Below are 26,467 nucleotides of genomic sequence, written 5' to 3'. Positions count from 1 at the left end.
AGCTTTGCCATGCTGAATCATCCGACCGTCGAGAGACTCCACCAACTGCGCCTTCCGGGCATGGCCCGGGCGCTGGCCAGCCAGGCGCAAAGCCCGGAGATCGGCCAGTTGTCGTTCGAGGAGCGCCTCGGGCTGCTGGTCGACTGCGAGGCGGCCGAACGCGAGTCACGGCAGAATACGGCGCGTCTGAAACGCGCCGGGCTGAAACAGGCGGCGACGCCAGAAGATGTCAATTTCCGGCATCCGCGCCAACTCGACCGGGGACTGTTCGCCCGCTTGATGACCGGGCGCTGGGTGAGCGATCACCAGAACGTGCTGATCTGCGGGCCGACGGGGATCGGCAAGACGTATCTGGCGTGCGCCTTGGCCAACCAGGCGTGTCGGCAGGGGCATTCGGTGCTCTATGTGCGTTTGACGCGTCTCTTGCCGGCACTGGCGATCGGCCGTGGCGATGGCAGTTACTTGAAGCTGCTGGCGCAGTTGGCCAAGACCGCGGTGCTGGTGATCGACGAATGGGCGCTGGCGCCGCTTTCCGACGACAGCCGTCGGGATCTCCTGGAGATCTTCGACGACCGCCATGGGACGCGCTCGACGATCATCACCAGCCAGCTGCAAGTCGAGCATTGGCATGCGTCGATCGGCGACCCGACGCTGGCCGACGCGATCATGGACCGGCTGGTCCATCAGGCGCATACGCTGGACCTCGACGGGGAATCGTTGCGCAAGCCCGAGAAACCGGTATGACCGCCTCAGCCAGCCCGACAAGTTACCCACCGCCGCCCGCCAGCCCGCCTGCTATAGAGGGAGCGCAGCCTGGCGGGCGGCCGTGGATAACTCTGCGCGGCGTCACTCGTTGCGCCCAAAGCGCCCCACGGCCTGCGCCCTCAATTGCAGCGTCGCTGGCACGCCAACCCCTCCATCAAACCGTTACTGCGTAACGCTCAACAGGAACATCACCATGGCAAAAACCAATGCTCAACGGCAATCGGACTATCGCGCTCGTCACTTGAAAGATGAGGACGGCCAGGCCGAACGGCTGAATCTGCTGGTCAATCTTCACGCCAAGCGTGCCCTGGAGCGCCTGGCGGCTTGTTACGCAGTAACGCAACGCGAGGTCCTTGAAGGCCTGCTTCGCGAGGCGAACAACGTCGCTTTGGGCCGCGCGGCGCGGGTGCACAATGGAGAGACGGACTACTACGAAAAGCGCCTTCTATTGGCCAAAGAATCCGTTACGCAGTAACGCCCAACGGTTGTCTTTTTGGGCCAAAAACTTGACCACAATACGAGCCTCAGAGTAAAACCTTTCAACCCCGCGTCGCTACGCTCCGACTGTCCAGATTCACGTGGAATGAGTGTCCAGTTTGCCGTGGAATCGGTGTCCAGTTTGCGTGGAATACACACGGTTGGTCGTTGCCATCGGCTGTGCCGGGCTTTCCGAAGCGGCGTTTATCGATGCTTCAAGCTCTCGTAGTGCTGCGGTACGAACTACGAGCCTTGAATCGTTCGGCAGCGGATCGCCTCTACCGTAACGTCGTGACTTTCGGGGCTCGTGGCATAGAAGCAAGCTTGCTCCGCTGTCCGGGTCATGAAGAAGCAGCGCCGAGTCAATAAAAAACTCCATGTCGACCTTAGCTCCGCCGGTTAGCGACTGGTACCTAGCCTCCACACCCTGCCTGCCATCGTCAATCAACAAAAGATCGAAAATACCCTTGAAGAGTTGTGGGCCTCCTTCAGGTTGAAAAACCACGCGGTCGCTGAAGTAGCTTCCGACTAGCACGCGCGGGTAGTAGGGGAATGGACACGGAACCTCAAACTCAAGGCTCCTCCACTCTTCCATCAGCGCGATCTCCGGCAATGACATCTCTCTGAATTGGGCTTTCTCAATGGGCACCACTGCTCCTCGCTCTGCCCGCATGCTGTTTACAAAGTAGATCGATATTCGCAAGTGCCCATCAAGCGCTAATCGCAGAACGTCCGCTTCGGTTACATCCTCGCCGAACAGGATAGTCAGATGCTTCGCAGCTTCGGCGACCGTCAGCCATTCCCGCAGTTTGAACAGTACGCTCACTATTACGCTACTTTCATGGTTGGTCGTTTGCTCTGAGGCATCGCTAGGAAAGTCCAATTTGCGCCCTCGGGGATCAGCCTCGAACTAGGCGCAGCAAACCTCAGGTTTTCTCAGGTCACGCGGCCACCGCGAAGCGCCGAACGTCGATTTCCACGCCCGCCGCCGCTGCCTGTTCGGCCTGCTTCAGCAAGGCAGCAGTAACGGCCTCGTCATGGAAAGCTTCGCCGCTGTTTTCGCACACCAGCGCCGGCACCTTGCGGAAAATGATCACCACATTGCAGCGTTCAAGTGGAGCAGTGACAGCGCCCGAACGGGTTTCGCCGTGCCGGCAGATAGGGCATTTCATGGGTTGTTCCTGGTAGCCAGATCCGCCAGCCATAGGCCGTCGGGTAGCGCTTATTGGTCGGCTAATCTTCGATCACGCGGCCCGGTCCTTTTGCTGCGCGCGCATCAGATCGAGCAGGAATTCGGGCGCAAGGTCCGCCCCGTTTGCCCAAGCCGCCGTGCGCATCAGCGGGTGCTGGCTTGCTGTGGCGAACACGTCGGGGTCGCGTAGCGCCTCAAACACTTCGCCGTCGAGTTCAGCGGACAAATCCACTTCGCCGGCTTCGCCGTTGTTGAAGCGCAGGAAAAGGCGATAGTCGGGCAGGGGGGCTACTTCCGTGGTGTGCAGGATCATGTCGTTACTCCAGAGGATCAATTGGATTCAGCGGCTTTTTCTGCTGCGCAAGATTCCAGTCGGCTTCAATTTCGTTCCGATGTAGCGCCATCCATTCGCGAACCATCGACAGCGCCCGGCCCGGTAGCGAACCGGCGTACACCTTGCCGTCCATGGTCATCAGTGCTTCGTGTTCGCCGTAGACGGCATGAAAGTGCATTGGCGGATGCTCTCGCCAGTTCATGTAAATGACGATGCCGAAAAAACGGGAGATTTCAGGCATGATTAGGCAGTTCCCCGCTTCGGCATGGTCACCACCTCCGCCGCCTCTTTCATTCCGCCAGCCTCCATCATAGCCGCGGTAGCCGTGTTGACGGATGCCCGCACCGGGTCAAGGTCGAGACGGGCATAAATTGCTGTCGCCTGCTGGCTCTTGTGGTTCAAGCTCTTGCCGATGATGGCCAGCGATGCGCCAGTTCTAGCCTGCCAACTTCCCAGCGTACGCCGCAGATCATGCAGGGTTACGCCGTTCGGGTCATTTCTGCCGTAGGGGATACCGGCCCGCTCCATGACTCGGATAACGGCTTTCTTCGGTTCCACCATGTGACCGCTTGCGCCAGGCCCAGGGAATACGAACTCGCCTGCGCTCGCTTCCTGCCGTGCCTTGAGAATCTCCACCGCTTCAGGCGATAGGGTCACGTTCTGCGGGGTGGCGTTCTTCGTGTCGGGGACGCGCCAGACGAAATCAGCCAGCTTGATTTCTGTCCAGCGCATTGCGCACAGATTGGCCCGCCGCGCGCCAGTAAGTAGCGCCAACAAAATGAAGTCACGCATAGTAGTGCTCGGTTCTTCCGCCAGGGATTGAAAAAAACGGGGAAGTTCGTCTGCTTGCAAAAAACGGTCACGGCTTACCGTGCGGCCCGCCACCTTGACGCCTTGCGCCGGGTTCGTTTCGAGGTAGCCCCATTCAATCGCTTTGCCGAAGATGCCAGACGCCAACGCCCGGACAAGCTTGACCGTCGCCGCCGCCTTGCCGGCCTTCTCAACATCGGAAAGGGCACGGGCAATCATCGCCCTGGTGATGCTCGTCAACTTCCGATCGCCGAGGGGCTTTTGCAGATAGTCCCGGAATCGTTGCTGCATGTCGCGCCACACGGTCAGCTTTTCACCGTGCCGGGTGCCGTACTCAATGAAAAACTCCGCCAGCGTCGGTTCAGCCTTGAAGGTTCGTCGCGCCTCGGCCGGGTTCGCACCGCTGGCAAACTCGCCAAGAATCCTTTCGGCCTCGGCTTGCGCCTTCTCTACTGTCATGTCGGGGAAGGTGCCCAGCTTGACCCAGGCCATTGATGCGCCGGCCCGCTTCACCACATAGAAGGTTTTCGCACCCGCTGAAGTTATTCGCAGGGCCAGCTTCGGCACCTTGGTGTCGTAGACCGTCAGCCGCTTGCCAGCCGGCGGAAGTTCAAGCCCCTGCAGGGCGATCTTGCCGAACTTGATCTGTGCCATTTTTCCACCTCGCATAAATCGGGCTATCACCGGGCTAGCACGGGCTATCAAATTACGTCACATTTGGCGCTAGCCCGTTAAGATGAGTCTATCACTAACATATTGCTGTGTATAGGTTTGTTAAGGTTCGATAATGCGTAGGTTTGCCGGGAATCACGCATTCGTAATGCGAAGGTCGACAGTTCGATTCCGTCCAGCGGCACCAGTAAATCAAACGCTTAGCCCGACTCACAAGGTCGGGCTTTTTGTTGGGGTTACGCCGGGGTTACGTTTGCCGCAACCAAGCCGGCTTCTTCGCTATCTTCGACGGGGCGCCGTTACCCAAGCTGCGCGTACTTCAGCGGCATTGGCGAGCAGCCACCCGTTCCAGATTTTGAATTCTGTCGAGCAATTCCCCTACAGCAACTCCGTCCCGGGCGCGCCCGTTCAGCGCTGACGGTCACGGCATGGCTGGTAAGCTCGCTGGTAAGGTTCGTTTCGGTAAGCAACCGCTCGATTGCGGCCTCTCCAAGTCTCGCCGTGAGACGGCCACGGCCTAGGCGGCTCGAAGAATTTCTGGTGGCGGGTCGCGCTCGACCCTTGCCGCCGCAGTCACTAAGCATATCTGCAATGGAATCACTGCGGAGTTGCCCAAGCTCGCTCCTTCAATCGTTTCCATGCTCTCATCTCACTTCGTGATGGTCACGAATCCGTAACGACGGCCAATTTCAGCCCAGGCACGGCGTGCTGACTGCCTTGGCGGTTCCGACGGGTCAACGCGCGCGAGAAGTGCCAGAAGCGCCCGCAGCGATGCGTTCTTCTCGTCGCTAATGGCGTCTATGGTCGCCCGCCTGTCGCGAGTTCTCTGGGCGCGCTTACGCTCGCTGTAAGTCATCGGCTGCTCGCCCTTGGGTGGCCTGCCTCGTTTCTTGACCGCCACCGGACTTGTTGGACATCGCCTTCTCTTATGCTTCGTGACTGTCACGAGTTGGTCAGATAGACCCGTGTCTGGCTCGCATGTCGCATGAGGCTCTCATGCATTTCCTGGCTTTTCATCAAGTGCGAGCCGGTGCCTCGGCCGGTTCCCGTACAATGCCGAGTAAGGCCATGCAAAAGCCATTATTGGGGCTGAGGGACCTGCCGAATGGAAATCTAATGGGAATCTACAACGCGGAAATCTCCGCAGGTTCCTTGATGTTGCCGGAAAGCCGGAGGATCGCTCGTTTGCTCCTGACCGGTCCTTCCCCGGAACAGTGGCTCGATGCCCTCAAGCTCGACAACCTGCTGCAGAAGAAGACGCCTGCTACGGCCCGCCGGCTAGCTCAGTTGATCCGTAAACGGCTCGAAACGCTAGAGGAAGAAGGCTTGACGCTGGTTGCCACCGGTTCGCACGAGGTCGCGACACAGTTGTTGTTCGCGGCAGCGATCAAGCACAGCCGTATCTTCGCCGACTTCGTGCGTGACGTGTATGCCGGAAACCTGCGCCGGCTGGAGCAAAACCTGTCTCCCGGCAAAGAGTGGGAAGGCTTCCTGGCGGAATGCGTACGGCGCGATCCCGAACTTGCGAATTTCAGCGACTCCACCAAAGCCAAGGTGCTGCAGGTCATCATTCGCGTTCTCGCCGAAGCCCACTATCTCGACTCCACCAGGACCCTGAGGCTCACCCCTCCCCATCTGAATCCCGATGTGGTGAGCTACCTTGAACGCCACGGTGAAACTTCGGTGCTTGCCATCATGGACATGACCAGATGAGTCAGAAACTTGACGAGCGGCTCAACCAGATCCTACCCAGGCTGACTTCCCCTGACGTGTTGGCCAATAAGGGCTCAGGCGGCGAGATCGGCTTCTGGATCTTCGACTATCCGCCGGAGGACGAAATGGCCGTGCGGGCTTTCCTCCAGGGTTCCGTGCTGCCGGCCCTGGCCAGGCATCAGCCGGCGATCAGAGCGACGGCGATCAATCTCTTTGACCTGGTGATCGGCCTGCTCGAAGAGCGCAAGCTGCTCGACAAGGTCATCGAGATGCAGCGCACGCAGGGTGATGCCAAGACACTCAAAGAGCTGCGCGGAGTACTCAAGGAAGACAAGCTCGCCAAGCGGCTAGTGACCAAGAACGACATCGCCGGCCTTGACCTGCTCATTCTCTGGAATGTCGGCGCGGTCTATCCCATGCTCCGCACCCATACGCTGCTCTCGGCGCTGCATGCCCACATGCAGGATAAGCCGCTGGTGATGTTCTACCCGGGCAAGTACGACGGCTATTCCCTACGCCTCTTCAGCCGCTTGAAAGACGACCACTACTACCGCGCCTTCCGCCTCGTCTCCTGAAACCCTCTCCCCGGAACAAACAACAATGAAAATCAGGGACCTCTTCACCAAGCCGATTGACCGCCCGATAAATGGCGTTATCAAGGCCGATCAGCGGGACGCCGAGAGCATCTGGCAGGAACTCGACGAGTATGTGGTCACCAAGCAGCTTACCGAATACCTCCGCCGCTTCTTCGACGCCTTCCTGGCGGCTGCCGACAACCCGAAAGACCCGGTGCTTTCGGCGCGCATGGCCGTCTGGGTCTCGGGATTCTTCGGATCCGGCAAGTCGCACTTCATCAAGATCCTGTCCTACCTGCTGGAGAACATCGAAGCAGTGAACCCGGCGGACGGCACGACCAAGCGGGCTGCAGCGTTCTTCGACGAACACAAGATCAAGGACGCAATGCTGCTTGCTGACGTTCAGCGTGCGGTGCAAGGCAGCTCCGATGTGATCCTGTTCAACATCGACGCCAAGGCGGACAGCAAGGATGAGCGCGATGTCATCCTGCAAGTCTTCCTGCGCGTCTTCAACGAAAAGCTCGGCTACAGCGGCGACGCCCCGCATGTGGCTGAAATGGAACGTCACCTGGTCAGCAAGGGAGCATACGAAACGTTCAAGGCCGCCTTCGCCGAGAAGAGCGGTTCAACCTGGGACGACCAACGCGACGCCGCCGGCTTCCTTCGCGATGAGGTGGTTTTTGCGCTGGCCAAGGCCCTCAAGCAGAGCGAGGAATCCGCCGGCGCCTGGTTCGACAGCGCTCGGGAAACCTATCGAATCAATATCGAAGGGCTCGCCAGGCTGATTCGTGACTATCTCGACAGCAAGCCGGCGGGGCACCGGATTGTTTTCCTGGTCGATGAAGTTGGTCAGTTCATCGGTAACAACACACAGCTGATGCTGAACTTGCAGACCATTGCCGAGCAACTGGGAACCCTGTGCCAGGGCCGGGCATGGGTCATCGTTACCAGCCAGGAAGACATCGACGCGGCAATCGGCGAAGCCAACAAGGCCAGGTCGCAGGACTTCTCGAAGATTCAGGGACGCTTCCACACACGCCTGTCGCTGGCCAGTTCAAACACCGACGAGGTCATCGGCGAGCGTCTCCTCGCTAAGACCGAAGCCGCTCATGTCGCCCTGCGCGACCGCTTCGAAAAGAAAGGCGACATCATCAACAACCAGCTCGCCTTCGTCGGTAACTCGGTCACGATGAAGAGCTACAAGGATTCAGCGGAGTTCGTCGCCTGTTACCCGTTCGCCCCGTATCAGTTCACGCTGCTCCAGAAGATCTTCGAATCGATCCGCAAGGTCGGTGCAACCGGCAAGCACCTTTCCAAAGGCGAGCGCTCGCTGCTCGACGCTTTCCAATCCGCCGCCGTTCGCAATGCCGACCGGGGGATCGATGCGTTGGTGCCGCTCTACGACTTCTATCCGTCGATCGAGAGCTTCATCGACACCACGGCCAAGCGCTCGATCGACGAAGCGCCGGGCAACAGCGCGCTCGACCCCTACGACGCCGACCTTCTGAAAGCGATGTTCCTGATCCGTTACATTCCGGACATCGTCAAACCGAATATCGACAACCTCGCCACGCTTTGCGTCAACGAAATCGACGCCGACAAGCTGGCACTAAAGCGCCGCATCCAGGAAAGCCTTGCCCGACTCGAAAAGCAGCGACTCGTCAGCCGCAATGGCGACCGCTGGTTTTTCCTGACCAACGAAGAACGCGACGTGGCCCGCGAGATCGGCCATGTTGAAGTGTCCGCCAACGAAAAATGGCGGCTGCTCAGCGAACTGATCTACGACGACATCCTCGGTGGACAGACGAAGGTACGCCACAAGCTCACCAAGGCCGACTACGAATTCAACCGGCTGCTCGACGGAGCACCATGGAAGAACGCCAGTCATCCGCTCAGCCTTGAAATCGCCACGCCGCTCGGCGATGACTACGAACTACTCAGCGAAGCCAGATGCATTCTGCGCAGCTCGGAATCGGGCGGGCGTTCTCTGATACGGACCGCCGAAGGTGATCGGCTCGACATCGAGCTGAGCCTCTACGTCCAGATCGAAAAGTACATCGACAGCCCCAAGGCCAGCATGGCTGCCGCCTCGCTCAAGCGCATTTTGTCAGACCGCAAGGACGAGAACCGCGAACGCCGTCGCCGCATCCTCGCCCAGTTGGGCGATCTCATGGTTAGCGGCGACTTCTATGCACTCGGCCAGAAACTGCAGATCAAGGCCGCCGGCCCGACCACGTTGCTCGACGAGCTGGTCAATTACCTGATCACCAACACCTACACCAAGCTCACGTACCTCAAGCTGCGTCAGGCTGACCCCATCGCCGAGATCAAGGCCGTCCTGGCCGCCGATACCATTGGCCAACAGGGGCTCGGCCTCGACGGCGAAGAAGGCAACCACCTCGCCCTCAATGAGCTGCGCGAGTACCTTCACCTCAAGGCCAGCGCTGAGCGCGTGCTGCTCGCCGACGTCGTCGATCGCTTTACCGGCATCCCCTGGGGCTGGAAGCCCGAATGGGAAGTAGTGCTGCTGATCGCCCGACTGTTCATGGCCGGCGAGATCAAACTGATGTGCGGAGGCGACGATCTCGACCCGAAGAGCGCCGGCGATCCCTTGACCAAGTCGGTCCGTTTCAAGCAGGTCTCGATCCTCAAGAAAAAGATACCGCCTGCCGAGTCTCTCAAGCGGGCGCGGGATCTCTACAAGGACATCTTCGCCAGGATCGCTCGCGACGACGCGGACGGGCTGGTGGCCGATTACCGTGCGGCCCTTGGCAACTGGCAGTCCGACCTCAAGGGCTACGCCCAGACCGCAGCAATCAAGCACCATCCTGGCAAGGCCGTGATCGACGCGGCCACTACCCGCATCGGCAAACAACTCGCGATCCGTGACGCCTTCGAGTTCATCGAAACCATGTTGAGCGCGAAAAGCGACTGGCTGGACACCAGCGAAGATATCCATGATGTCGTCAGCTTCTACAAAACGCAGCTCCCGACCTGGCGCAAGCTGCTCGAAGCGCTGACCGACTTTGCCGAAAACCGCGACGTCTTGCTCAAGCTTCCCGCTGTCGCCACCGCACTGGCCGACCTGGAGTCGATACGCGACAATCCGACGCCCTACGGCCAGATCCCGCGCGTTGAGACGCTGATCAAGACGGTTGAGGCCGCCAACGAAACCGCGGCGCAACAGCGCCGCGAACGCGCCCTCAACTCGATCGACGCCAAAATCGGCGAGATCATGAAATCTCTCGATCAGGTTCAGGCAGCAGCGGCTCTGCGTAACAAGGCTTTGCAGCCTTTGCAGGAGCTAAAGACGAAGGTCGCTGCTCTGTCGAGTATTCCGAAGATCCTCTATTTTCAGGATCAAGGCGGCAACCTGCTTGACGATGCGATGCTCATCATCGAATCGGCCAGCCAGAAGCGCGCAACGGTGCTGGAGGATTCCGGAGGCACGACCACGGAAAAGGTGTTGACGACCGGTGCCCACACGGCAGCGCCGAAACCCTCCAGGGTCATTTGGGCCGCAGAGCTTTCACCGACGATCTATCTGGAAACCGAAGCCGAGGTCGAAAGCTACGTCGCCAAACTCAAGGCCGAGCTTCTCGCCACCATCAAAGCCGGCCAGCGCGCACGCATCCAATAAGAAGAAGCCATGAACACCGCCAAGCTCAAGTCCTACGCCCCGCAAGCCCGCAAGGATTTCATTGCCGCCGTTCAGGCTCGCGCCAACCTGCTCGGACTATCGGTGAAAGGCGGCAAGCTCGACATCGCCCCCAGCGAGCAAAAGGGCGACATCGTCGTCATCGCCGGGCAGGCATGGCCCGGCAAGGTGCATCAGCAGCGCGATCGCCTGATTCAGCGCATCAACGAGGACGGCTTTGCGCACACCATCGAGGCGGTGGCCTACACCTGGTTCAATCGTTTTGCCGCGCTGCGCTACATGGAGATCCACGACTATCTGGACCATGGCTACCGGGCGCTGTCGAGCCGGGAAGGCGGTCTGCCGGAAATCCTCGCCCACGCCACCGAACTCGTCGGTGTGCTACCGGGCCTGAACGCTGCCCAGATCGCCGACCTCAAGCTGGCTGGCAACAAGGATGGTGACCTCTATCGGCTCTTGTTGGTCGCGCAATGCAACGCGCTCTCCAGCGCCATGACCTTCCTCTTCGAGCGCATCGACGACGAATCCGAACTGTTGCTGCCCGATAACCTCATCCGCACCGATTCACTGATCGCTTCGCTGGTCGATGAAATCCCGGAAGCCGACTGGGCCGACATCGAGATCATCGGCTGGCTCTACCAGTTCTACATCTCGGAGAAGAAGGACCAGGTCATCGGCAAGGTGGTGGCCTCGGAAGACATTCCAGCGGCGACCCAGCTCTTCACGCCCAACTGGATCGTGAAGTACATGGTCCAGAACTCGCTGGGGGCGCAGTGGCTGGCGACCTATCCCCAGTCGCTGCTTGCAGGGCAGATGGAGTATTACATCGAGCCGGCCGAGCAGACCGACGAGGTCAAGGTACAGCTCGCGGCCATCACGCCGAGCCAGCTCGACCCCGAGGAGCTGACGCTCATCGACCCGGCCTGTGGCTCCGGGCACATCCTCGTGGAAGCCTATGAGCTCTTCAAGGCCATCTACCTGGAGCGCGGTTATCGGCAACGCGATGTGGCGCGGTTGATCCTCGAAAAGAACCTCTTCGGCCTCGATATTGACGAGCGTGCGGCGCAGCTGACGGGCTTTGCGCTGATGATGAAGGGGCGGGCGGATGACCGGCGGCTGTTTGAGCGGGGGGTGAAGCTCAATGTGATGGCCCTGGTGGATAGCGCGGGGTTCGATGCGGAGGGGCTGGCGAAAGGGGTGGTGCTCGGGGACTACGGGCTGAAGCCGGGCGATCTCGCGGAACTGAAACGGTTGTTCGAGCATGCGACGACGTTTGGGTCGTTGATTCAGGTGCCGGAGGGGCTGGCGGAGAAGTTGCCGGGGCTGAAGCAGCTGAGCGAGGCGAGCAGCCAGGATATCTTCGTGTCGGAGGCGCTTAAGCGATTGGCGCCAGTGGTGCAGCAGGCTGAGCTCTTGGCGGCTCAGTACGACGCGGTGGTGGCCAATCCGCCCTATATGGGAAGCGGGTATTACTGCCCCCTGTTGAAGGACCTACTAAGTACCAACTACAAAGCAGGCAAGGCGGACCTCTATGGCGCCTTCACTCTTCGCAACATTCAGTTGGCTAAGAAGGATGGCCACGTTGGAATGATCACCATTCCTAGCTGGTTGTTCCTTTCCTCGTTCGAACAACTAAGAACGCATGTCTTTGAACATGCACCAATGTCAAGCCTCGTGCACAACGGCCGGGGAGTTTGGGGGTCAGACTTCGGTAGCTGTGCATACGTCCTACGTCGCTCTCTCCCCTCCGCCTTTGGCGGCCGTTTTCTCCGACTATTCGATAAGCAGGGAAGCGTTGCGAGCAATGAAGACCTTAAGAAGCGATTTCACGCTAATCCACGCTTCAGTGTCCCGAACGGCGAATTCAAAAAGATCCCAGGTTCCCCCGTTGCCTATTGGGTTTCATCGCAATTCCTCGATAGATTCACGCTCCCAAAGATTGGTTCACTGACAAAGGGTGAAGGCAAGAATGTAACTGCCGACAACGACAGGTTTTTGCGCCTTTGGTGGGAGGTGTCGGAGCGAGAAGTCGGAAGGAGCAAGAAGTGGCTGTTGTATGCCAAGGGCGGCGATTATAGGAAATGGTCTGGGAATATCGAGTACGTGTGCAACTGGAGCGAGCAGGCGCGCTCTTTCTACAGGATAAACCACTCCTCTCGTATTATCGACGAAGCCTATTGGTATCTAGAAGGAATTACTTGGACTGTGATTTCGTCCCTAGGAACGGGTTTTCGATTTCTTCCTCGGGATACGACGTTTGACACGAAGGGTCTGGCGCTCTTTTTCCGAAAGGATGAAGACCTGACTCGTGTACTCTTGATGGCCAATTCTGTTGTTGGCAAATCGTATCTGAGGATCTTGAATCCGACGTTCTGCCTCAACACGATTGATGTTAAGGCCATCCCCTACATTTCGACGGTGTCTCTGAGCGAAAAAAGCGCGTGGCCTCTAATCGAATTGTCAAATGAAGACTGGAGCGCATATGAGCGCTCTTGGGGCTTCCAATCCCTCCCCCTCCTGACGGCCTCCACCGACCTCGCCCCCACCCTCGAATCCAGCTACACCGCGTGGATCACCCAGAACCGCGCCACCATAGCCGAGATGAAGCGCCTCGAAGAGGAGAACAACCGCCTCTTCATCGACGCCTACGGCCTGGCGGACGAGCTCACCCCCGACGTCCCGATCGAGCAGATCACCCTCACGGTAAACCCCGCCTACCGCTACGGCGGCAAGCTCACCGAGGACGAGCAGTGGACCCGTTTCCGCCAGGACAGCATGGAGGAACTGGTCTCCTACGCCATCGGCTGCATGATGGGCCGCTACAGCCTGGACGCGCCCGGCCTGATCTACGCCGACGCCGGCAACGTCGGCTTCGACGCCACGCGCTACCAGACCTTCCCCGCCGACGCCGACGGCATCGTGCCGATCACCGACGAGCTCTGGTTCGAGGACGACGCCGCCAACCGCGTGCGCGAATTCCTGCTCGCCACCTGGGGCGCCGAGAAGCTCGACCAGAACATGGTCTTCCTCGCCGACAACCTGGGCGCCAAGGCCAGCGAAGCCGTGATCGAGACCATCCGCCGCTACCTCGCCGACAAGTTCTTCAAGGACCACCTCCAAACCTACAAGAAGCGCCCGATCTACTGGCTCTTTTCCAGCGGCAAACAGGGTGGCTTCCAGGCCCTGGTCTACCTGCACCGCTACCACGAAGGCACGCTCGCCCGCATGCGCGCCGAGTACGTCGTGCCGCTCACGGGCAAGATGGTGTCGCGCATCGAAATGCTCGAAAAAGACCGCGACACAGCCAGCTCAACCGCTGCCCGCAACAAGATCGCCAAGCAGATCGAGTCGCTGCAGAAGAAGCACGTCGAACTCCTCGCCTACGACGAAAAACTCCGCCACTACGCTGACATGCGCATCAGTCTCGATCTGGACGATGGGGTGAAGCTCAATTACGGTAAGTTCGGTGATCTGCTGGCGGAGGTGAAGGCGGTGACGGGAGGTGTGAATGATGACTGACCCCGCCATGACAAGCCCCTTGGCTCTCCCGCCCGCTGTGCTGGCCGACTACCAGGACTGGCTCAAGACCATCAAGCAGAGAATCCATGCGACACGAATGAAAGTCGCGTTGGCCGCCAATGGGGAGTTGATTTCGCTCTACTACGAAATCGGGGCGCAAATTGCTGATCGGGAAGCCCATGCCCAATGGGGAAGCGGATTCATCGACGCATTCAGTCGCGACTTGAGACAAGCCTTCCCGGAGATCGGCGGCTTTTCATCCAAGAATCTGCGCTACTGCCGGGCTTTCTTTCGTTTCTACTGCGATCCTGCAATTTGGCAACAGGCTGTTGCCAAATTACGCGAGACGCCTTGGGCAGGGTCTGAAAGCCAGCTTTCTGCGTCGCTGATGGAAATCCCCTGGGGCCACAACATCCTGATTTTTACCAAGTGCAGCAGTGTGGCCGAAGCCGGTTTCTATATTACCCAAACCCTTGAGCAAGGCTGGAGCCGTGATGTGCTGGCACTGCAACTCAAGTCAAATCTGTATGCCCGCACTGGGAGGGCGGTGACCAACTTTTCCCGCGCCTTGCCATTGCCACAGTCCGACCTCGCCCAGCAAACCCTCAAAGACCCTTACAGCTTTGACTTCATGGCGATGACGGCCCCGTACAACGAGCGGGATGTCGAGCGGCAACTCACCCAGCACATCACCCAATTTCTGTTGGAGTTGGGCAAGGGTTTTGCCTTCATCGGCCGCCAGTACCACCTGGAAATCGCCGCTAACGATTATTACATTGACCTGTTGTTCTATCACGTCACGCTGAAGTGTTACGTGGTAGTCGAGCTCAAGAACCGCAAATTCATTCCCGAGTACGCGGGCAAGCTCAATTTCTACCTGTCGGCGGTAGACAGCCTTCTCAAACGCGAGGACGACCAGCCCACCATTGGTTTGCTGCTGTGCCGAGACAAGAACAACATCGAGGTGGAGTTTGCCCTGCGCGATATGAACAAACCCATGGGCGTGAGCGAATACACCCTGGTGGAAACCTTGCCAGACAATCTGAAGGGCGCAATGCCGACGGTAGAGGAAATCGAGAATGACTTGCAGCAGTTGCAAGAAGTGGACGACGGCAATAGCAACGGTGGTAGTCAATGATCAAGATTTCAAAACAGGCAGATAGCCTGCTTTTGACCTATGTGCCAGACGGGTTCGACAACGGGCGCGGGATTGATGGAAAGCTCAGGCAGGAATTCTGGAAAATGAAACGAGCTTGCCTCTGCTTTGTGCAAGTGGCGCTTGCACAAATAGTGCAACAGGCTGTTGCACAAGTTTCCAACCAGACTGATCAAGAGCCAGCATGAGCGAGCAACGCATCACCGACGCGCTGACTACCGCGTTCGCCAGTCATCCGATTGTCTTTTGGCACGACGCCGACGGCGAGTTCTCTTTTTCCGTCAAGAATCTGTTGCCCGACGCAGTCGAGTTGCTCTATCTCGACGATCTACCGGCCCTGGCCATCAAGCTCCAACTCGAGCGCGCAGCGCCGCTGGCCCGCTTCCTCCTCTACAGCGCCAAACCGGTCCCTGAGCTTGCCGACGACTGGCTGCTGGACATCCGGCTGCGCAGCAAGAGCTTCCACGCTGACAACGCGTCGATCCTGCTGGAGGATCTCGGCCTGAACTCGCAGCAACTGCGAGCGCACCTGAAAGAACGCGCCAAATTCCTCAAGTCCAGGGACCGTGTCGACCGCCTCAAGCGCTGGGTCTCCCCCAACGATGATGCCGGGGATCTCGACCGCAAGATGATCGCGGTTTTGGCAACAACCGAGCAACCTGATCTCCCGGGAATCCTTCTGCGTCTATTTTCTGCCCTGGTGCAGGACGGCGTCGCCAATCTCGATGCCGAACCGAAAGCGTGGTCCGACATCGTCGCCAATGACCTTATGGATTCGTTCTGGGTCCTGGTTGAGCAGGAAATGGGATATAGCGACGCCTCGCCGAACCTGAGGGATTTCCTCTTCCGGATCCTGGTGACGGATCTTTCACGGACCGTCGGCGGTGCTTGTCCGGCGCAGCTGTCGCATTTTGTCATCGGTGACAAGGCACGCGCGGCAAACGCCTCGGTCTTCGTTGCCGGATGGCGCTCGCACATGCAGCACTTTGCCAGCTACGATGCCTTGTCGGGGACCGTGGCTCGCGTACTGGGTCTGAACGGTGTGATTGCCGGTCTATCTGCCGAGTCATTGGCGGAAACGATGACTTTCGAGGAAGTCGAGCGGCGCATCATCCAGGACGTCAAGGGCCGGATTATCGCCGGCGCCGGCGCCGACATGGATACCTTGCGCGGATTGATCGCCCGGCGTCGTGACGGCCATTGGGCCAACAAGCTATTGGCGCATTCCAGCGCCACGACACGCGCGCTGGCATCGTGTTACGACGCGCTGGAAGCAGCGGCTGCTTTCTTCGAGTTGAAAGAGAGATTCAACGCCGGCTTCGGTTTCGCCACAGCCGAGGCCGGATTGGCGGCGTACCAGACCGAGCTGTTCCGCTTCGATCAACTCTATCGCCAGATCAACCACGCTGCCGATGGCGTGGAGCCGATGGGTTGGGCCTTGCTGCACGAGCTTCGTGAACGCATCGAGAGCGCCTATTCGGGCTGGTTCGTTCCGCAGCTGGGGTCTGCCTGGAGCAAGGTGCTGGAAGGCAAGGACGGTCTGTTGTCGAGCTGGAAGGTCGCTGCCTGGGTCAATCAGCCGGACTTCTTCGAAACGCACGTCATGGCGCATCTGGATGCGGGGATCCGCCGGGCGTTTGTCGTTATCTCCGATGCATTCCGCTACGAGGTGGCGGAAGAACTGGTTCGCGACATCAATGGCAAGAGCCGCTTCAAGGCGGCCCTGACACCCATGCTCGGCGTGCTACCCAGTTACACCGCGCTCGGCATGGCGTCGCTGTTGCCGCACCATACGCTGGCCTACAGGACGAACAGCAATCTCGACGTGATGGCCGACGCCGCGGTGGTTTCGACGCTTGAGCAGCGCAGCGCACATCTGGGCAGATATCAGGGGGTTGCCGTCAAGGCCGATGAGCTGCTGTCGATGGGCAAGGACAAGGGCCGGGACTTTGTTCGCGATCATCGCGTGATCTACGTCTATCACGACAGGATCGACATGCTGGGGGACAAGCAAGGCTCGGAGGGGCAGACCTTCGACGCCGTTGCCCAGACGCTGGCGGAACTCAATCAGATCGCGAGTTTTCTCGTCAATAGCCTCAATGCGTCACTGGTGTTGATCACCGCCGATCACGGCTTTCTTTACCAGGAATCTGCGCTCGACAAGGCGGATAAATCGACGCTCATTGACAAGCCGGCAGGAACGCTACGGGCGAAGAAGCGCTATCTGCTGGGGCAAGGGATCGGCGAAAGCGGCCAGGCGTGGTGTGGCAACACGGCCGTCACGGCGGGGACGACAGCGGGTGAAGGCAGCATGGATTTCTGGGTGCCCAAAGGAGCGGCTCGCTTTCATTTTTCCGGCGGCGCCCGTTTCGTTCATGGCAGCGCCATGCCGCAGGAGATCGTGATTCCGGTGATCACCCTGCGCGAAAGTGAAAACCAGTCGGCCAAGACGCGCGCGGTGGAATTCAGCTTGCTGGGCTCGTCGAACAAGGTGGTCACCAACAAGCAGCGCTTCGAATTCATCCAGACCGAACCGGTTTCGGAACGGGTGTTGGCAAGATCGGTGCTGGTCTCTCTGCGTGACGGCGAGACCATGATCAGCGACGAACAGTCGCTGACTTTCGACAGCAGCTCGGGCCTGATGGACGAGCGCAAGCGCTCGGTGATCCTGACCATCAAGTCCGGTCAATACGACAAGAGCAAAGACCATTTCCTGATTGCCCGTGACACCCAAACCAGGGTCGAAGTGGTCCGGATTCCGGTCAAGGTGGACCTGGCTTTCGCCAACGACTTCTAAAACCGATGATGACTGAACAACTCCCCGAGAACGACAGCAATCTCGATGCCCTGCTGAATCGGCAATTCGCCGGCAAGGTGGTGCGCAAGGATCTGACCAAGCTCATCAAGGAAGGCGCCAATGTTCCCGTCTACGTCCTCGAATATCTGCTCGGGATGTACTGCGCGTCCGATGATCAGGCGACCATCGATGCCGGACTGGTCAATGTAAAGCGGATTCTCAGCGAGAACTACGTTCGACCCGACGAGGCCGAGAAGGTCAAGTCGAAGATTCGCGAGAGCGGCAGTTACAAGGTCATCGACAAGGTGACGGTCAGGCTGAATGAAAAGCGCGATGTCTATGAAGCGCTGCTATCGAATCTCGGGGTCAAGAATGCCGAGATTTCCGATGCCTACGTTCGCCAGTTCGAGAAGCTGCTGGTCGGTGGCATCTGGTGCATCGTCACGCTCCACTACCGATTCGAGGAGAACCAGAAGGGCTCGCCTTTCCTGGTCAGCGACCTCAAACCGATTCAGATGCCCAACATGGACATGCCGGGGCTGTTTGAAGGGCGCAAGGCATTCACAGAAGCGCTCTGGATTGACGCACTGATCCGTTCAACGGGCATGGAGCCGTCCTGCTTCAAGGATCGGGTGAAGTGGCATCTGCTGGCCCGGATGATTCCGCTGGTCGAGAACAACTACAACTTCTGTGAGCTTGGCCCGCGCGGTACGGGCAAGAGCCACATCTACAAAGAGATTAGCCCGAACAGCATCCTGGTTTCGGGTGGGCAGACCACTGTCGCCAACCTGTTCTACAACATGGCGGCGCGCAAGGTTGGGCTGGTCGGGCTGTGGGACGTGGTGGCCTTCGATGAGGTGGCCGGAATCAACTTCAAGGATCAGGACGGCGTCCAGATCATGAAGGATTTCATGGCCAGCGGATCATTCTCGCGGGGACGCGAGGCGATCAGCGCGAACGCGGCGATGGTCTTCGTCGGAAACCTCCCGCAAGGGCAGACTGTCGAGTCGCTGGTCAAGACGAGCCACCTGTTCAGACCCTTCCCCGAGGTGATGATCGACTCGGCGTTCTTTGATCGCTTCCACGCCTATGTGCCCGGCTGGGAAATCCCGAAAATGCGTCCGGAGTTTTTCACGAACCAGTACGGGTTGATCGTCGATTACCTGGCCGAGTACCTGCGCGAAATGCGCAAGGTCAACTTCGCCGACGCCATCGACAAGTGGTTCAAGCTCGGCAACAACCTGAATCAGCGCGACACCATTGCCGTGCGTAGGACGGTGTCGGGCCTGCTGAAGCTGATCTGTCCAGCCGGCGATTACGACAAGGAGATCGTACGCAAGTGCCTTGAGTACGCGCTGGAAGTTCGCCGGCGCGTGAAGGAGCAGCTCAAGAAGATCGGCGGCATGGAGTTCTACGACGTCCACTTCTCCTACATCGATCTTGAGGATAGCCAGGAGCGTTTTGTTTCCGTTCCTGAACAGTCGAGTGGTGCCTTGATCCCGGATGGCCGCCTGGCACCTGGCGCACTGCATACGATCAGTATGGGCACATCCGAAATGCCGGGGATCTACCGTATTGAAATTCAAACCATTGCCGGCGGTGGAAAAGTCTCTGCCTCGGGTGCCGCACCGCGCGAGCCGGTGCGGGTTGCCTTCGACTACTTCAAGGCCAATTCTGCGCGCGTCAGTGCATCGATCAAGCCAGGCGAACACGATTTCCACCTGCAGCTTGTCGAGCTAAAGAATGCCGGCGCGCCGCAGTCATTCACACTCGCCAGCTTCATCGCCCTGTGCTCGGCAGCGCTGGGCCGCCCGGTCCAGTCGCAGATGGCGATCATGGGCGACATGAGCCTGGGTGGAACGGTGGTGCAGGTGCGCAATCTTGCGGAAAGCTTGCAGCTTGCGTTTGACGCCGGGGCAAAGAAGATACTGTTGCCGATGTCCAGCGTTGGCGACATTCCGAGCGTTCCGGGGGAACTGTTCGCCAAGTTCCAGACAAGTTTCTATTCCGATCCAGTGGATGCGGCATTCAAGGCGATTGGGGTGGAGTGAGGTGAGTCTTGAGGAAGGCAGTTCATGAAAAGCGCTTTGTTTGTCGATTTTGACAATGTCTATTCCGGCCTGCGTCGTCTTGATCAGGGAACCGCCGACCAGTTCGCACGCATGCCGTCGGCCTGGATGAATTGGCTGGTTGAGTCGCTGGAACTGCCGACTCCAGCGCGGCCCGGTGCTAAGCGCCGTATCCTCGTGCGGCGCTGCTATCTGAATCCGCAGGCGTATCAACGGTTCCGCCCCTCGTTCAATCTGGCTGGATTTGAAATCGTTGATTGCCCGCCAATGACCAGCGAGGGCAAGACGAGCACCGACATCCACATGGTTCTCGACATAGTCGATCTGCTTCAGCAGGAAACCCACTACGACGAGTTCATTGTCTTTTCTGCTGACGCCGATTTCACTCCGGTGCTGCGCAAACTGCGGCGCTGGGACCGGCGAACGACAGTGCTGGCCATTGGCTTCTCCTCAGCGGCCTACCGGGCATCGGCTGACCTGTTGATTGATCAGGATGACTTTGTGCGGAAGGCACTGACCTTCGGGGAGGCTCTCACTGAACCGCCGCCAGTAGAAATCAGCGCAACCCCCGAGTTGGCATCATCAGCCCTGGCGCTGATCCGCCAAGCGGTAAGAGAAGCTCCGGCCCCGGTCCCCCTCGCCAAATTAGCTTCGGCACTGCTGCGGACGATCGAAGACCTCGACGCGTCGTCATGGGGTGGTTTTGGCAGTTTTCGCGCCTTGATTGATTCCTTGGACCTCACGCCCCTGGCCGTCACTTGGGAGGGAGGCGGGACGATCTACGACTCCGAGCGCCATTCGCCCTCAACGACCAATGGCGTTGCAGCAATCGTCGGCAAGCACAACGGTGGACAGGTCAAGATCGAGGAATTGATCAGAGCCGAGATCGCCAGGGCCTTGCAGCCGGTACCCTGCGGGCGATTGGCAACTCTGATCCTCGGACAGGACAGCTCTCTGGCTGCAGACTGGGCCGGCAAGGGAACATTTCGCAAGTTTGTCGAATCGCTGAACGTAGAGCCAGTCCAGCTCAACTGGAATGGTTCGGGCGGCGTGGCTTTCGACCCGAGCCGTCATGCCGTGTCCTTTGAGGTTGACTCTGTGGTTGCCTCTGAACCGGGAGCGGAATGGACAGACAAAGAGCTGTACGGAGTCGCCAGACACATTCATGAACTCACCGATGTGCCTCTGCTATCCCCAAAGAGATACCGAAACCTGATGGAAATGATCGCAAGCGATCTGCTCAGCAGCCCTTTTAATTTCATGGAGACCGGCAAGCGCGTTCGCGACCGATGCCGCGATTCCGGGTTGCCGGTCAGTCGTGCGGACGTGAATCATGTCTTGCGGGGCTTGTTGATGCGCGGCCACTCCTTCGAGGAGGGCACCAATGATGCGCCTACCCTGTGCAGGAAGCTGGCGGACAGTATTCGTTCACTCTGTCTGCGCGAGGAGATCATGCTCGATGCCGCAATGGTCAGTTCGATCGACAACTGGATATCCGCTGGAGCTTCTCAGTGACGGCAGGTCGTGGTCGAAGAAGTCCCGTATTCAGGACGCTTGGCGGAGCCGCACGGCTGTCTGGGACGTCGGACTCCGCCCGCGCGGCGGCATGGTTTTCGCGATGCGGGACGACAGACGAGGTTCAAAGCCGTTTTTGCGGTCTTTTGGCACTCAAGGCTGTAAGCGTGCAGCGCACCCACCTCTCCGCGTGCAGGTCAGGCAGGCAGTCTGATGGGCAACAACTCGCCGATGCGGCGGTTCGGCCACGAGTGTTGGTGGCGGCGAATTTTCGTAGAACTCTGGCGGCGTCGCCTTTTCCCGACGCGCCTTGTGCGTCGAGACTGACGAAAGCTGGCTAGAGGATAATCACCACCTCAACATGACGCTTTTTGCAGAAGACAGAAAGAGGAGTTGCTGAGACCGTCCGCCTGAAACGGCGGCGCGCTCGTCAAACTCGACACGGACGAGCCGGATTTTCCAAGGCTTTTTATCAGATTCTTGGCGGGAAGCCAGGGCGAGCGGCTGCTGCTCTGCCATTGCTGGTACGGCAGGCGCGACTCTCGAGTCGTCTACTCGATTGTAGCGACGCTGCGGGCCGCCTCTTGTCAAAAAACAACTGTACATGCATACAGTTTCCGGTTACGCTTTGTTCCGTTGCAGTGGGTTTCGATTGGACTCGACGGAGGAGGGACTGACCATGAATCGCATTCAGAAGTTGTTTGAGCAGATCGCCGGTGTCTATCAGGCGGAGACGAATCGCTGGGCTGTTGCGCAGGAGATCTTTGCGACACCGCGGGTGGATATCGCGGCTTTGCAGAAACCGGCCTGCTGGCGCAGGAAGTCCAGAATCTACGGCACGCGGCGGTAGCTGCGGAATGGCCCGTGGTGCCCATCTGCGGCAGCCGTACGCACTGGCCCGATGTGCTGCCCCAGGTGCCGGGCCCTCACCCGCGCCGGGCGTTGGCGCGAACGACGGCGGCCGGCGCAGATGCTCCCTCGCTCAGTGCTTCATCGCGCCGTGCTCGGGCGGGTTCTCGGTTTTCATGACCGTTTGCGGTTTTTTGACCGGTGCGTCAAGCAGCTTTGTGCTGTTGTCGTCGAAGCGAAGGGTGAGGGGCACGGTTTCGCCCTCGCGCAGTGGCTGCTGAAGGTCGAGCAGCATGACGTGGTAGCCGCCGGGCTTGAGTTCCGTCTGCGTCGCAGCCTTGATCTCGATCTCCGCGACCTGGCGCATGCGCATCATGCCCTGGTCGTTGAGGTGCGTATGCAACTCGCCCCTCCTGGCCAGCGGGCTTTCTGCCTTGATTAGCTTGCGGTCGCTGGTGCCGTTATTGACGATGGTCATGAAAGCGGCAGTGTTGGGCGTTCCCGGCGGCACCATGCGCACGTAGGCGTCGGCGATGGTCAGGTCGGTTTCGCTGGCCAGGGCCGGCAAGGGCAGCGTAATCGCTGCCGCAAGGACGAAAAGGGTGGGCTGCAAACGCATGGCGGGGATTTCTCCTGTCAGTACAAGTCAGTGATCGAGGGGGCTTTGGCCGCCTTCATTTGGCCACCACCGGCGGCAGGTGTTGGCGGATGGCGGCGAGGATCTGTGCCGGCGTCGAGGCGTGGGGCAGGGTCAGTGCCAGTTTTCCCTGAGTGTCGATCAGGTAGGTTGCGGACGAGTGGTCGACGCTGTATTGCCCCTGATCATTCGGCGACTGCGCTTCGTAGCGGGCACCATAGCGCGCGGCGACGCTGGCAATCTCGTCCTGCGTACCGCTCAGGCCGATCAGCTTCGGGTGAAAGTAGGGTGCGTACTCCTGCAGGCGGTCAGCGCTATCGCGTTGCGGGTCCACCGAGATGAACAGGGCTTGCACCTGCGGCTGCTCGCTGGCTTCCAATCCGGACAGCGCCTGGGCGATCAGCGCCAGCGCGGTCGGGCAAACGTCGGGGCAGTAGGTATAGCCGAAGTAGAGCAGGACGACCTTGCCGCGATAGTCGGCAAGGGCGACCGGTCCTTGCGGCCCCTGCAGCATGAAGTCACCTCCCGCTGGCTTCGCTGCTGCCAGGCGCGCATTCTGAACAGCCATGACGGTCGCCGGCGGGCGCGGATCCCAGAAGGCGGTCACGAAAACCAGCGTCGCGCTCAGCACGACAATCAGGGCGATCAACGGCAGGCGGCTTCTCATGCGCCCGCCCGCGTCAGTTGCTCGTCTGGAGGCGGAATGGCGCGGCAACCAGCGCCTTGCCGGTATCGACCAGTACCGTCACATCCCATTGCATGCTCCCGGTGATGCATACCGGCAGACTGGCCTGCCCAGAAAAGCGCTGCTTTTCGCCCGGCTCGCTCGCCAGCTGCGGCCGGTTATAGCCCATTTTCATTTCGCTGCCGGCAAAATCGACCTCGACCCTGCGCACCTCGCTGCCGGTGACGGTCGCCCGCAATTGCAGGGGTTTCAGTGATGGGACAGGGCGTGGTTCGATGGAGAACTCGAGTTGGCCGCCGTCAGGCAAGGCTGCCGCACACGACCGCTGGTTCAGATCGCAGCTCGACAGCGCGAGCGCGATGTCGGCCTTCGGGCTGAGCAACGGCGCCAGCTTGTAGCCGATGACGCCGAGGATCGCCAGGCCGAGCAGGATCGCGGCGTCGAGCAGCAGGTTCTTGGTCATCTGGGAAGTGTCGGCTCGGTGGCTGTTTGTTGCAGGTCGATCGGGCAGCTGCCGCGGCCTCCGGGGAAGCAAGGGCCCGGAGCCAGCGCGAGCGTACCGCGACGAGATGGCAAGCCCGTGATTGTGCAAAGGCGAGGCGCGGCGAAAATTGATTCACCTCAAATTATCGCGCAGCGCTTGTCCGCACAATGTGCGACATATTGCCGCAGTGGCGCCATGGCGCCGGGCAATACGGACGGGAAAGCTAAACCGCAATTGCTCAAAGGGAGAGAAAGAATGGAATTTCGCACGAAGCAAGTCGCGTCGATGCTGCTCGCAGCAGGGCTCGGCTTCGTAGCTTCCGGCAGCACCTTTGCTGCCGAATCACTCCAGGATGTGATGAAGCGTCGGAGCCTGTCACAGCAGGACCTGCTCGCCGCCGCCAAGACCTATGTGCCGACCGGAAAGCGCGACGAGTTCATCGCCTTCTCGTCCGGTGGCCAGTCGGGACAGGTCATCGTCTATGGTGTGCCGTCGATGCGCATCCTCAAGTACATCGGTGTGTTCACGCCGGAACCCTGGCAGGGCTACGGCTTTGACGAAAGCTCGAAGGCGGTCCTTGCCCAAGGCAAGATCGACGGCAAGGACATTACCTGGGGTGACACGCACCACCCGGCGATGTCGGAGACCCAGGGTCAGTACGATGGCCAGTTCCTGTTCATCAACGACAAGGCCAACCCACGCCTGGCGGTGATCGACCTGCGCGATTTCGAAACCAAGCAGATCGTCGTCAACCCGATCTACAAGTCCGAGCATGGCGGCGCCTTCGTCACGCCCAACACCGAGTACGTGATCGAGGCTGCGCAGTATGCGACGCCGCTGGCGAACAAGAAGTTCGAGCCGCTCGAAGAGTTCAACGAGAAATACCGCGGCGGCGTCACCTACTGGAAGTTCGATCGCAAGGAAGGGCGCATCGATCCGGCGCAGTCGTTCTCGATCGAGTTGCCGCCGTACAGCCAGGACCTGTCGGATGCCGGCAAGGGGCCGTCCGACGGCTGGTCGTTCACCAACTCCTTCTGTACCGAGCGTTACGTTGGCGGTATCGAAAAGGGTCGCCCTCCCTATGAAGCGGGTTGCTCGGCCAAAGACACCGACTACATGCACGTGATCAACTGGAAGAAAGCCGCCGAGCTGGTGGCTGCCGGAAAGGCCAAGAAGATCAACGGCCACAATGTCCTGCCGCTGGATGTTTCGGTCAAGGAAGGCATTGTCTTCCTGGTTCCGGAGCCGAAATCGCCGCACGGCGTTGACGTCACTCCGGACGGCAAGCTGATCACCGTTTCCGGCAAGCTCGACACGCACGTTTCGGTCTACTCCTTCGAGAAGATCATGGCCGCGATCAAGGCCGGAAAGTTCGAATCGAAGGATCCCTACGGTCTGCCGGTGATCAACATGCAGGACGCGCTGCATACGCAGGTCCAGCTCGGCCTTGGCCCGCTGCATACGCAGTACGACTCCAAGCCCTGCGTGGCATACACCTCGCTGTACGTTGACTCGCAGGTCGCCAAGTGGAACTACTGCGAAGGCAAGGTGCTCGACAAGATCAGCGTGCACTACAACATTGGTCACCTGATGACCATGGAAGGCGATTCCATGGATCCCAAGGGCCGCTACCTGGTGGCGCTGAACAAGCTGTCGATCGACCGTTTTGCTCCCGTCGGTCCGCTGCATCCGCAGAACCACCAGTTGATCGACATCAGCGACGACAAGATGCAGCTGCTCTACGACATGCCGCTGCCGCTGGGCGAGCCGCATTACGTGGTGGCCATCGAAGCGAGCAAGCTGAAGCCTGGCGTCCGTTACAAGGTCGGTACCGACAGCCGCACCGACAAGAAGCACGCCGGTGCCGTCCGGGCAGGCGAGGAGAAAACCGTCCGCACCGGCAACAAGGTTGAAGTCTTCGGTACGCTGATTCGTTCGCACATCACGCCGGAAACGATCGAGGCGGAAGTTGGCGACGAGATCATCATCAACCTGACCAACCTTGAGCGCGCGCAGGACGAAACGCACGGCTTTGCGGTGTCGACCTACAACGTGCATGCGTCGATCGAGCCGGGCAAGACCGTGCAGGTCAAGTTCAAGGCTGACAAGGAAGGCGTCTATCCGTACTACTGCACGGAGTTCTGCTCGGCGCTGCACCTCGAGATGCAGGGTTATCTGCTGGTCAAGCCGAAAGGCTGGAAGCCGACCAAGACCGCGATGTCTGCCGGAACCAACTACAGCGAAGCGGATTACAAGGCCCAGCTGAAGAAGGTTGTCGATACGCAGGCGGTGATCGACTCGGTGGTTGGCTACATCACCGGCGTCAATTACAAGGACTTCCCGGATGTCGTCGCGATGATGGACGACGCCGTCGATCAGCTGGGCAAGATCAAGGATGCCAAGGCCAAGGCTGACGAGGCTGCTGGCAAGAAGGACTGGAACAACGCCACGCTGTGGACCGAGCAAATCTGGCAGTACCAGGTCAAGGCGGCCGATCTCGGCCTGCGTGCCAAGACCTATCTTGAGCAGAACGGTGCCAAGAAGGCCAAGTAGGTCGGGC

At 59.5% G+C, this 26,467-nt stretch carries 21 protein-coding genes; 13 read left to right on the top strand and 8 right to left on the bottom strand.

Annotated elements, in window-relative coordinates; all coding sequences use genetic code 11:
- Positions 1-9 precede the first annotated feature (9 nt).
- Both istB and QZ613_RS07680 read left to right on the top strand, forming a co-directional pair.
- Positions 10-744, top strand: a complete 735-nt coding sequence (gene istB / locus QZ613_RS07685; RefSeq protein ID WP_291921499.1) for an IS21-like element helper ATPase IstB — start codon at positions 10-12, stop codon at positions 742-744.
- 214 nt (positions 745-958) lie between these two features.
- The gene (locus tag QZ613_RS07680; RefSeq protein WP_291866376.1) at positions 959-1,240 is read left to right on the top strand and encodes a hypothetical protein; all 282 of its coding nucleotides are present in this window, start codon (positions 959-961) and stop codon (positions 1,238-1,240) included.
- Positions 1,241-1,339: 99 nt separating this feature from the next.
- On the opposite strand, the gene QZ613_RS07675 is transcribed toward QZ613_RS07680, so the two are convergent.
- The 5 genes from QZ613_RS07675 to QZ613_RS07655 all read right to left on the bottom strand — a co-directional run bounded on the left by QZ613_RS07675 (position 1,340) and on the right by QZ613_RS07655 (position 4,232).
- Positions 1,340-2,068 (bottom strand): hypothetical protein, encoded by a 729-nt coding sequence (locus QZ613_RS07675; protein WP_291981948.1) that lies wholly within the window; start codon positions 2,066-2,068, stop codon positions 1,340-1,342.
- Between the two features lie 115 nt (positions 2,069-2,183).
- Positions 2,184-2,414: a type II toxin-antitoxin system MqsA family antitoxin gene (locus tag QZ613_RS07670; RefSeq protein WP_291981946.1), complete on the bottom strand. Its 231-nt coding sequence runs from the start codon at positions 2,412-2,414 to the stop codon at positions 2,184-2,186.
- Positions 2,415-2,486: 72 nt separating this feature from the next.
- Positions 2,487-2,747, bottom strand: a complete 261-nt coding sequence (locus tag QZ613_RS07665; RefSeq protein ID WP_291981944.1) for a DUF2442 domain-containing protein — start codon at positions 2,745-2,747, stop codon at positions 2,487-2,489.
- Between the two features lie 4 nt (positions 2,748-2,751).
- Positions 2,752-3,009 carry a DUF4160 domain-containing protein gene (locus QZ613_RS07660; RefSeq protein ID WP_043570042.1) on the bottom strand — a complete coding sequence of 86 codons (258 nt, stop codon included), beginning with the start codon at positions 3,007-3,009 and terminating at the stop codon, positions 2,752-2,754.
- A 2-nt stretch (positions 3,010-3,011) separates the two neighbouring features.
- On the bottom strand, positions 3,012-4,232 hold the full coding sequence (locus QZ613_RS07655) for a site-specific integrase (protein ID WP_291981941.1): 1,221 nt from the start codon (positions 4,230-4,232) through the stop codon (positions 3,012-3,014).
- Positions 4,233-5,366: 1,134 nt separating this feature from the next.
- Here QZ613_RS07655 and QZ613_RS07650 point away from each other — a divergent pair.
- The 10 genes from QZ613_RS07650 to QZ613_RS07605 all read left to right on the top strand — a co-directional run bounded on the left by QZ613_RS07650 (position 5,367) and on the right by QZ613_RS07605 (position 22,102).
- Entirely contained in the window at positions 5,367-5,963 is a 597-nt protein-coding gene (locus QZ613_RS07650; protein ID WP_291981939.1) for a DUF1819 family protein, read from the top strand.
- On the top strand, positions 5,960-6,538 hold the full coding sequence (locus QZ613_RS07645; RefSeq protein ID WP_291981937.1) for a DUF1788 domain-containing protein: 579 nt from the start codon (positions 5,960-5,962) through the stop codon (positions 6,536-6,538). The genes QZ613_RS07650 and QZ613_RS07645 overlap by 4 nt, the downstream gene beginning before the upstream one ends.
- A 25-nt stretch (positions 6,539-6,563) precedes the next feature.
- Complete coding sequence (gene brxC / locus QZ613_RS07640; RefSeq protein WP_291981935.1) at positions 6,564-10,178, top strand: BREX system P-loop protein BrxC; 3,615 nt, start codon at positions 6,564-6,566, stop codon at positions 10,176-10,178.
- A gap of 9 nt (positions 10,179-10,187) precedes the next feature.
- A complete protein-coding gene (pglX, locus tag QZ613_RS07635) occupies positions 10,188-13,715 on the top strand; it encodes a BREX-1 system adenine-specific DNA-methyltransferase PglX (protein WP_291981933.1) in 3,528 nt (1,175 codons plus the stop codon).
- The gene (locus tag QZ613_RS07630; protein WP_366144434.1) at positions 13,705-14,853 is read left to right on the top strand and encodes a PDDEXK nuclease domain-containing protein; all 1,149 of its coding nucleotides are present in this window, start codon (positions 13,705-13,707) and stop codon (positions 14,851-14,853) included. Before pglX ends, QZ613_RS07630 begins: the two co-directional genes overlap by 11 nt.
- Positions 14,850-15,059 carry a hypothetical protein gene (locus QZ613_RS07625; RefSeq protein WP_291981931.1) on the top strand — a complete coding sequence of 70 codons (210 nt, stop codon included), beginning with the start codon at positions 14,850-14,852 and terminating at the stop codon, positions 15,057-15,059. Before QZ613_RS07630 ends, QZ613_RS07625 begins: the two co-directional genes overlap by 4 nt.
- A complete protein-coding gene (gene pglZ, locus QZ613_RS07620; protein WP_291981928.1) occupies positions 15,056-17,668 on the top strand; it encodes a BREX-1 system phosphatase PglZ type A in 2,613 nt (870 codons plus the stop codon). The genes QZ613_RS07625 and pglZ overlap by 4 nt, the downstream gene beginning before the upstream one ends.
- Positions 17,669-17,676: 8 nt before the next feature.
- On the top strand, positions 17,677-19,719 hold the full coding sequence (gene brxL / locus QZ613_RS07615; protein ID WP_291982123.1) for a protease Lon-related BREX system protein BrxL: 2,043 nt from the start codon (positions 17,677-17,679) through the stop codon (positions 19,717-19,719).
- A 24-nt stretch (positions 19,720-19,743) separates the two neighbouring features.
- Positions 19,744-21,252, top strand: coding sequence for an NYN domain-containing protein (locus QZ613_RS07610; RefSeq protein ID WP_043570059.1), 1,509 nt, complete (start codon positions 19,744-19,746; stop codon positions 21,250-21,252).
- 679 nt (positions 21,253-21,931) lie between these two features.
- Positions 21,932-22,102: a hypothetical protein gene (locus QZ613_RS07605; protein ID WP_291862648.1), complete on the top strand. Its 171-nt coding sequence runs from the start codon at positions 21,932-21,934 to the stop codon at positions 22,100-22,102.
- Between the two features lie 132 nt (positions 22,103-22,234).
- Here QZ613_RS07605 and QZ613_RS07600 read toward each other — a convergent pair whose 3' ends face one another.
- Genes QZ613_RS07600 through QZ613_RS07590 form a run of 3 tightly spaced genes read right to left on the bottom strand, consistent with a single transcriptional unit; the run spans position 22,235 to position 23,886 of the window.
- Positions 22,235-22,720, bottom strand: a complete 486-nt coding sequence (locus tag QZ613_RS07600; protein ID WP_043570061.1) for a copper chaperone PCu(A)C — start codon at positions 22,718-22,720, stop codon at positions 22,235-22,237.
- Between the two features lie 55 nt (positions 22,721-22,775).
- Positions 22,776-23,405 (bottom strand): SCO family protein, encoded by a 630-nt coding sequence (locus QZ613_RS07595; protein ID WP_291862652.1) that lies wholly within the window; start codon positions 23,403-23,405, stop codon positions 22,776-22,778.
- 13 nt (positions 23,406-23,418) lie between these two features.
- Positions 23,419-23,886 carry a hypothetical protein gene (locus QZ613_RS07590; protein ID WP_291862655.1) on the bottom strand — a complete coding sequence of 156 codons (468 nt, stop codon included), beginning with the start codon at positions 23,884-23,886 and terminating at the stop codon, positions 23,419-23,421.
- A gap of 276 nt (positions 23,887-24,162) precedes the next feature.
- On the opposite strand from QZ613_RS07590, the gene nosZ reads away from it, so the two are divergent.
- The gene (nosZ, locus tag QZ613_RS07585) at positions 24,163-26,460 is read left to right on the top strand and encodes a Sec-dependent nitrous-oxide reductase (RefSeq protein ID WP_291862658.1); all 2,298 of its coding nucleotides are present in this window, start codon (positions 24,163-24,165) and stop codon (positions 26,458-26,460) included.
- The last annotated feature ends 7 nt before the right edge of the window (positions 26,461-26,467 follow it).

The sequence above is a fragment of the Candidatus Accumulibacter sp. ACC005 genome (assembly GCF_907163215.1).
Classification (GTDB): Bacteria; Pseudomonadota; Gammaproteobacteria; order Burkholderiales; family Rhodocyclaceae; genus Accumulibacter; species Accumulibacter regalis.
Note: the sequence above shows the minus strand (reverse complement) of the source record. Positions and strands in the feature narration are given on the sequence as shown.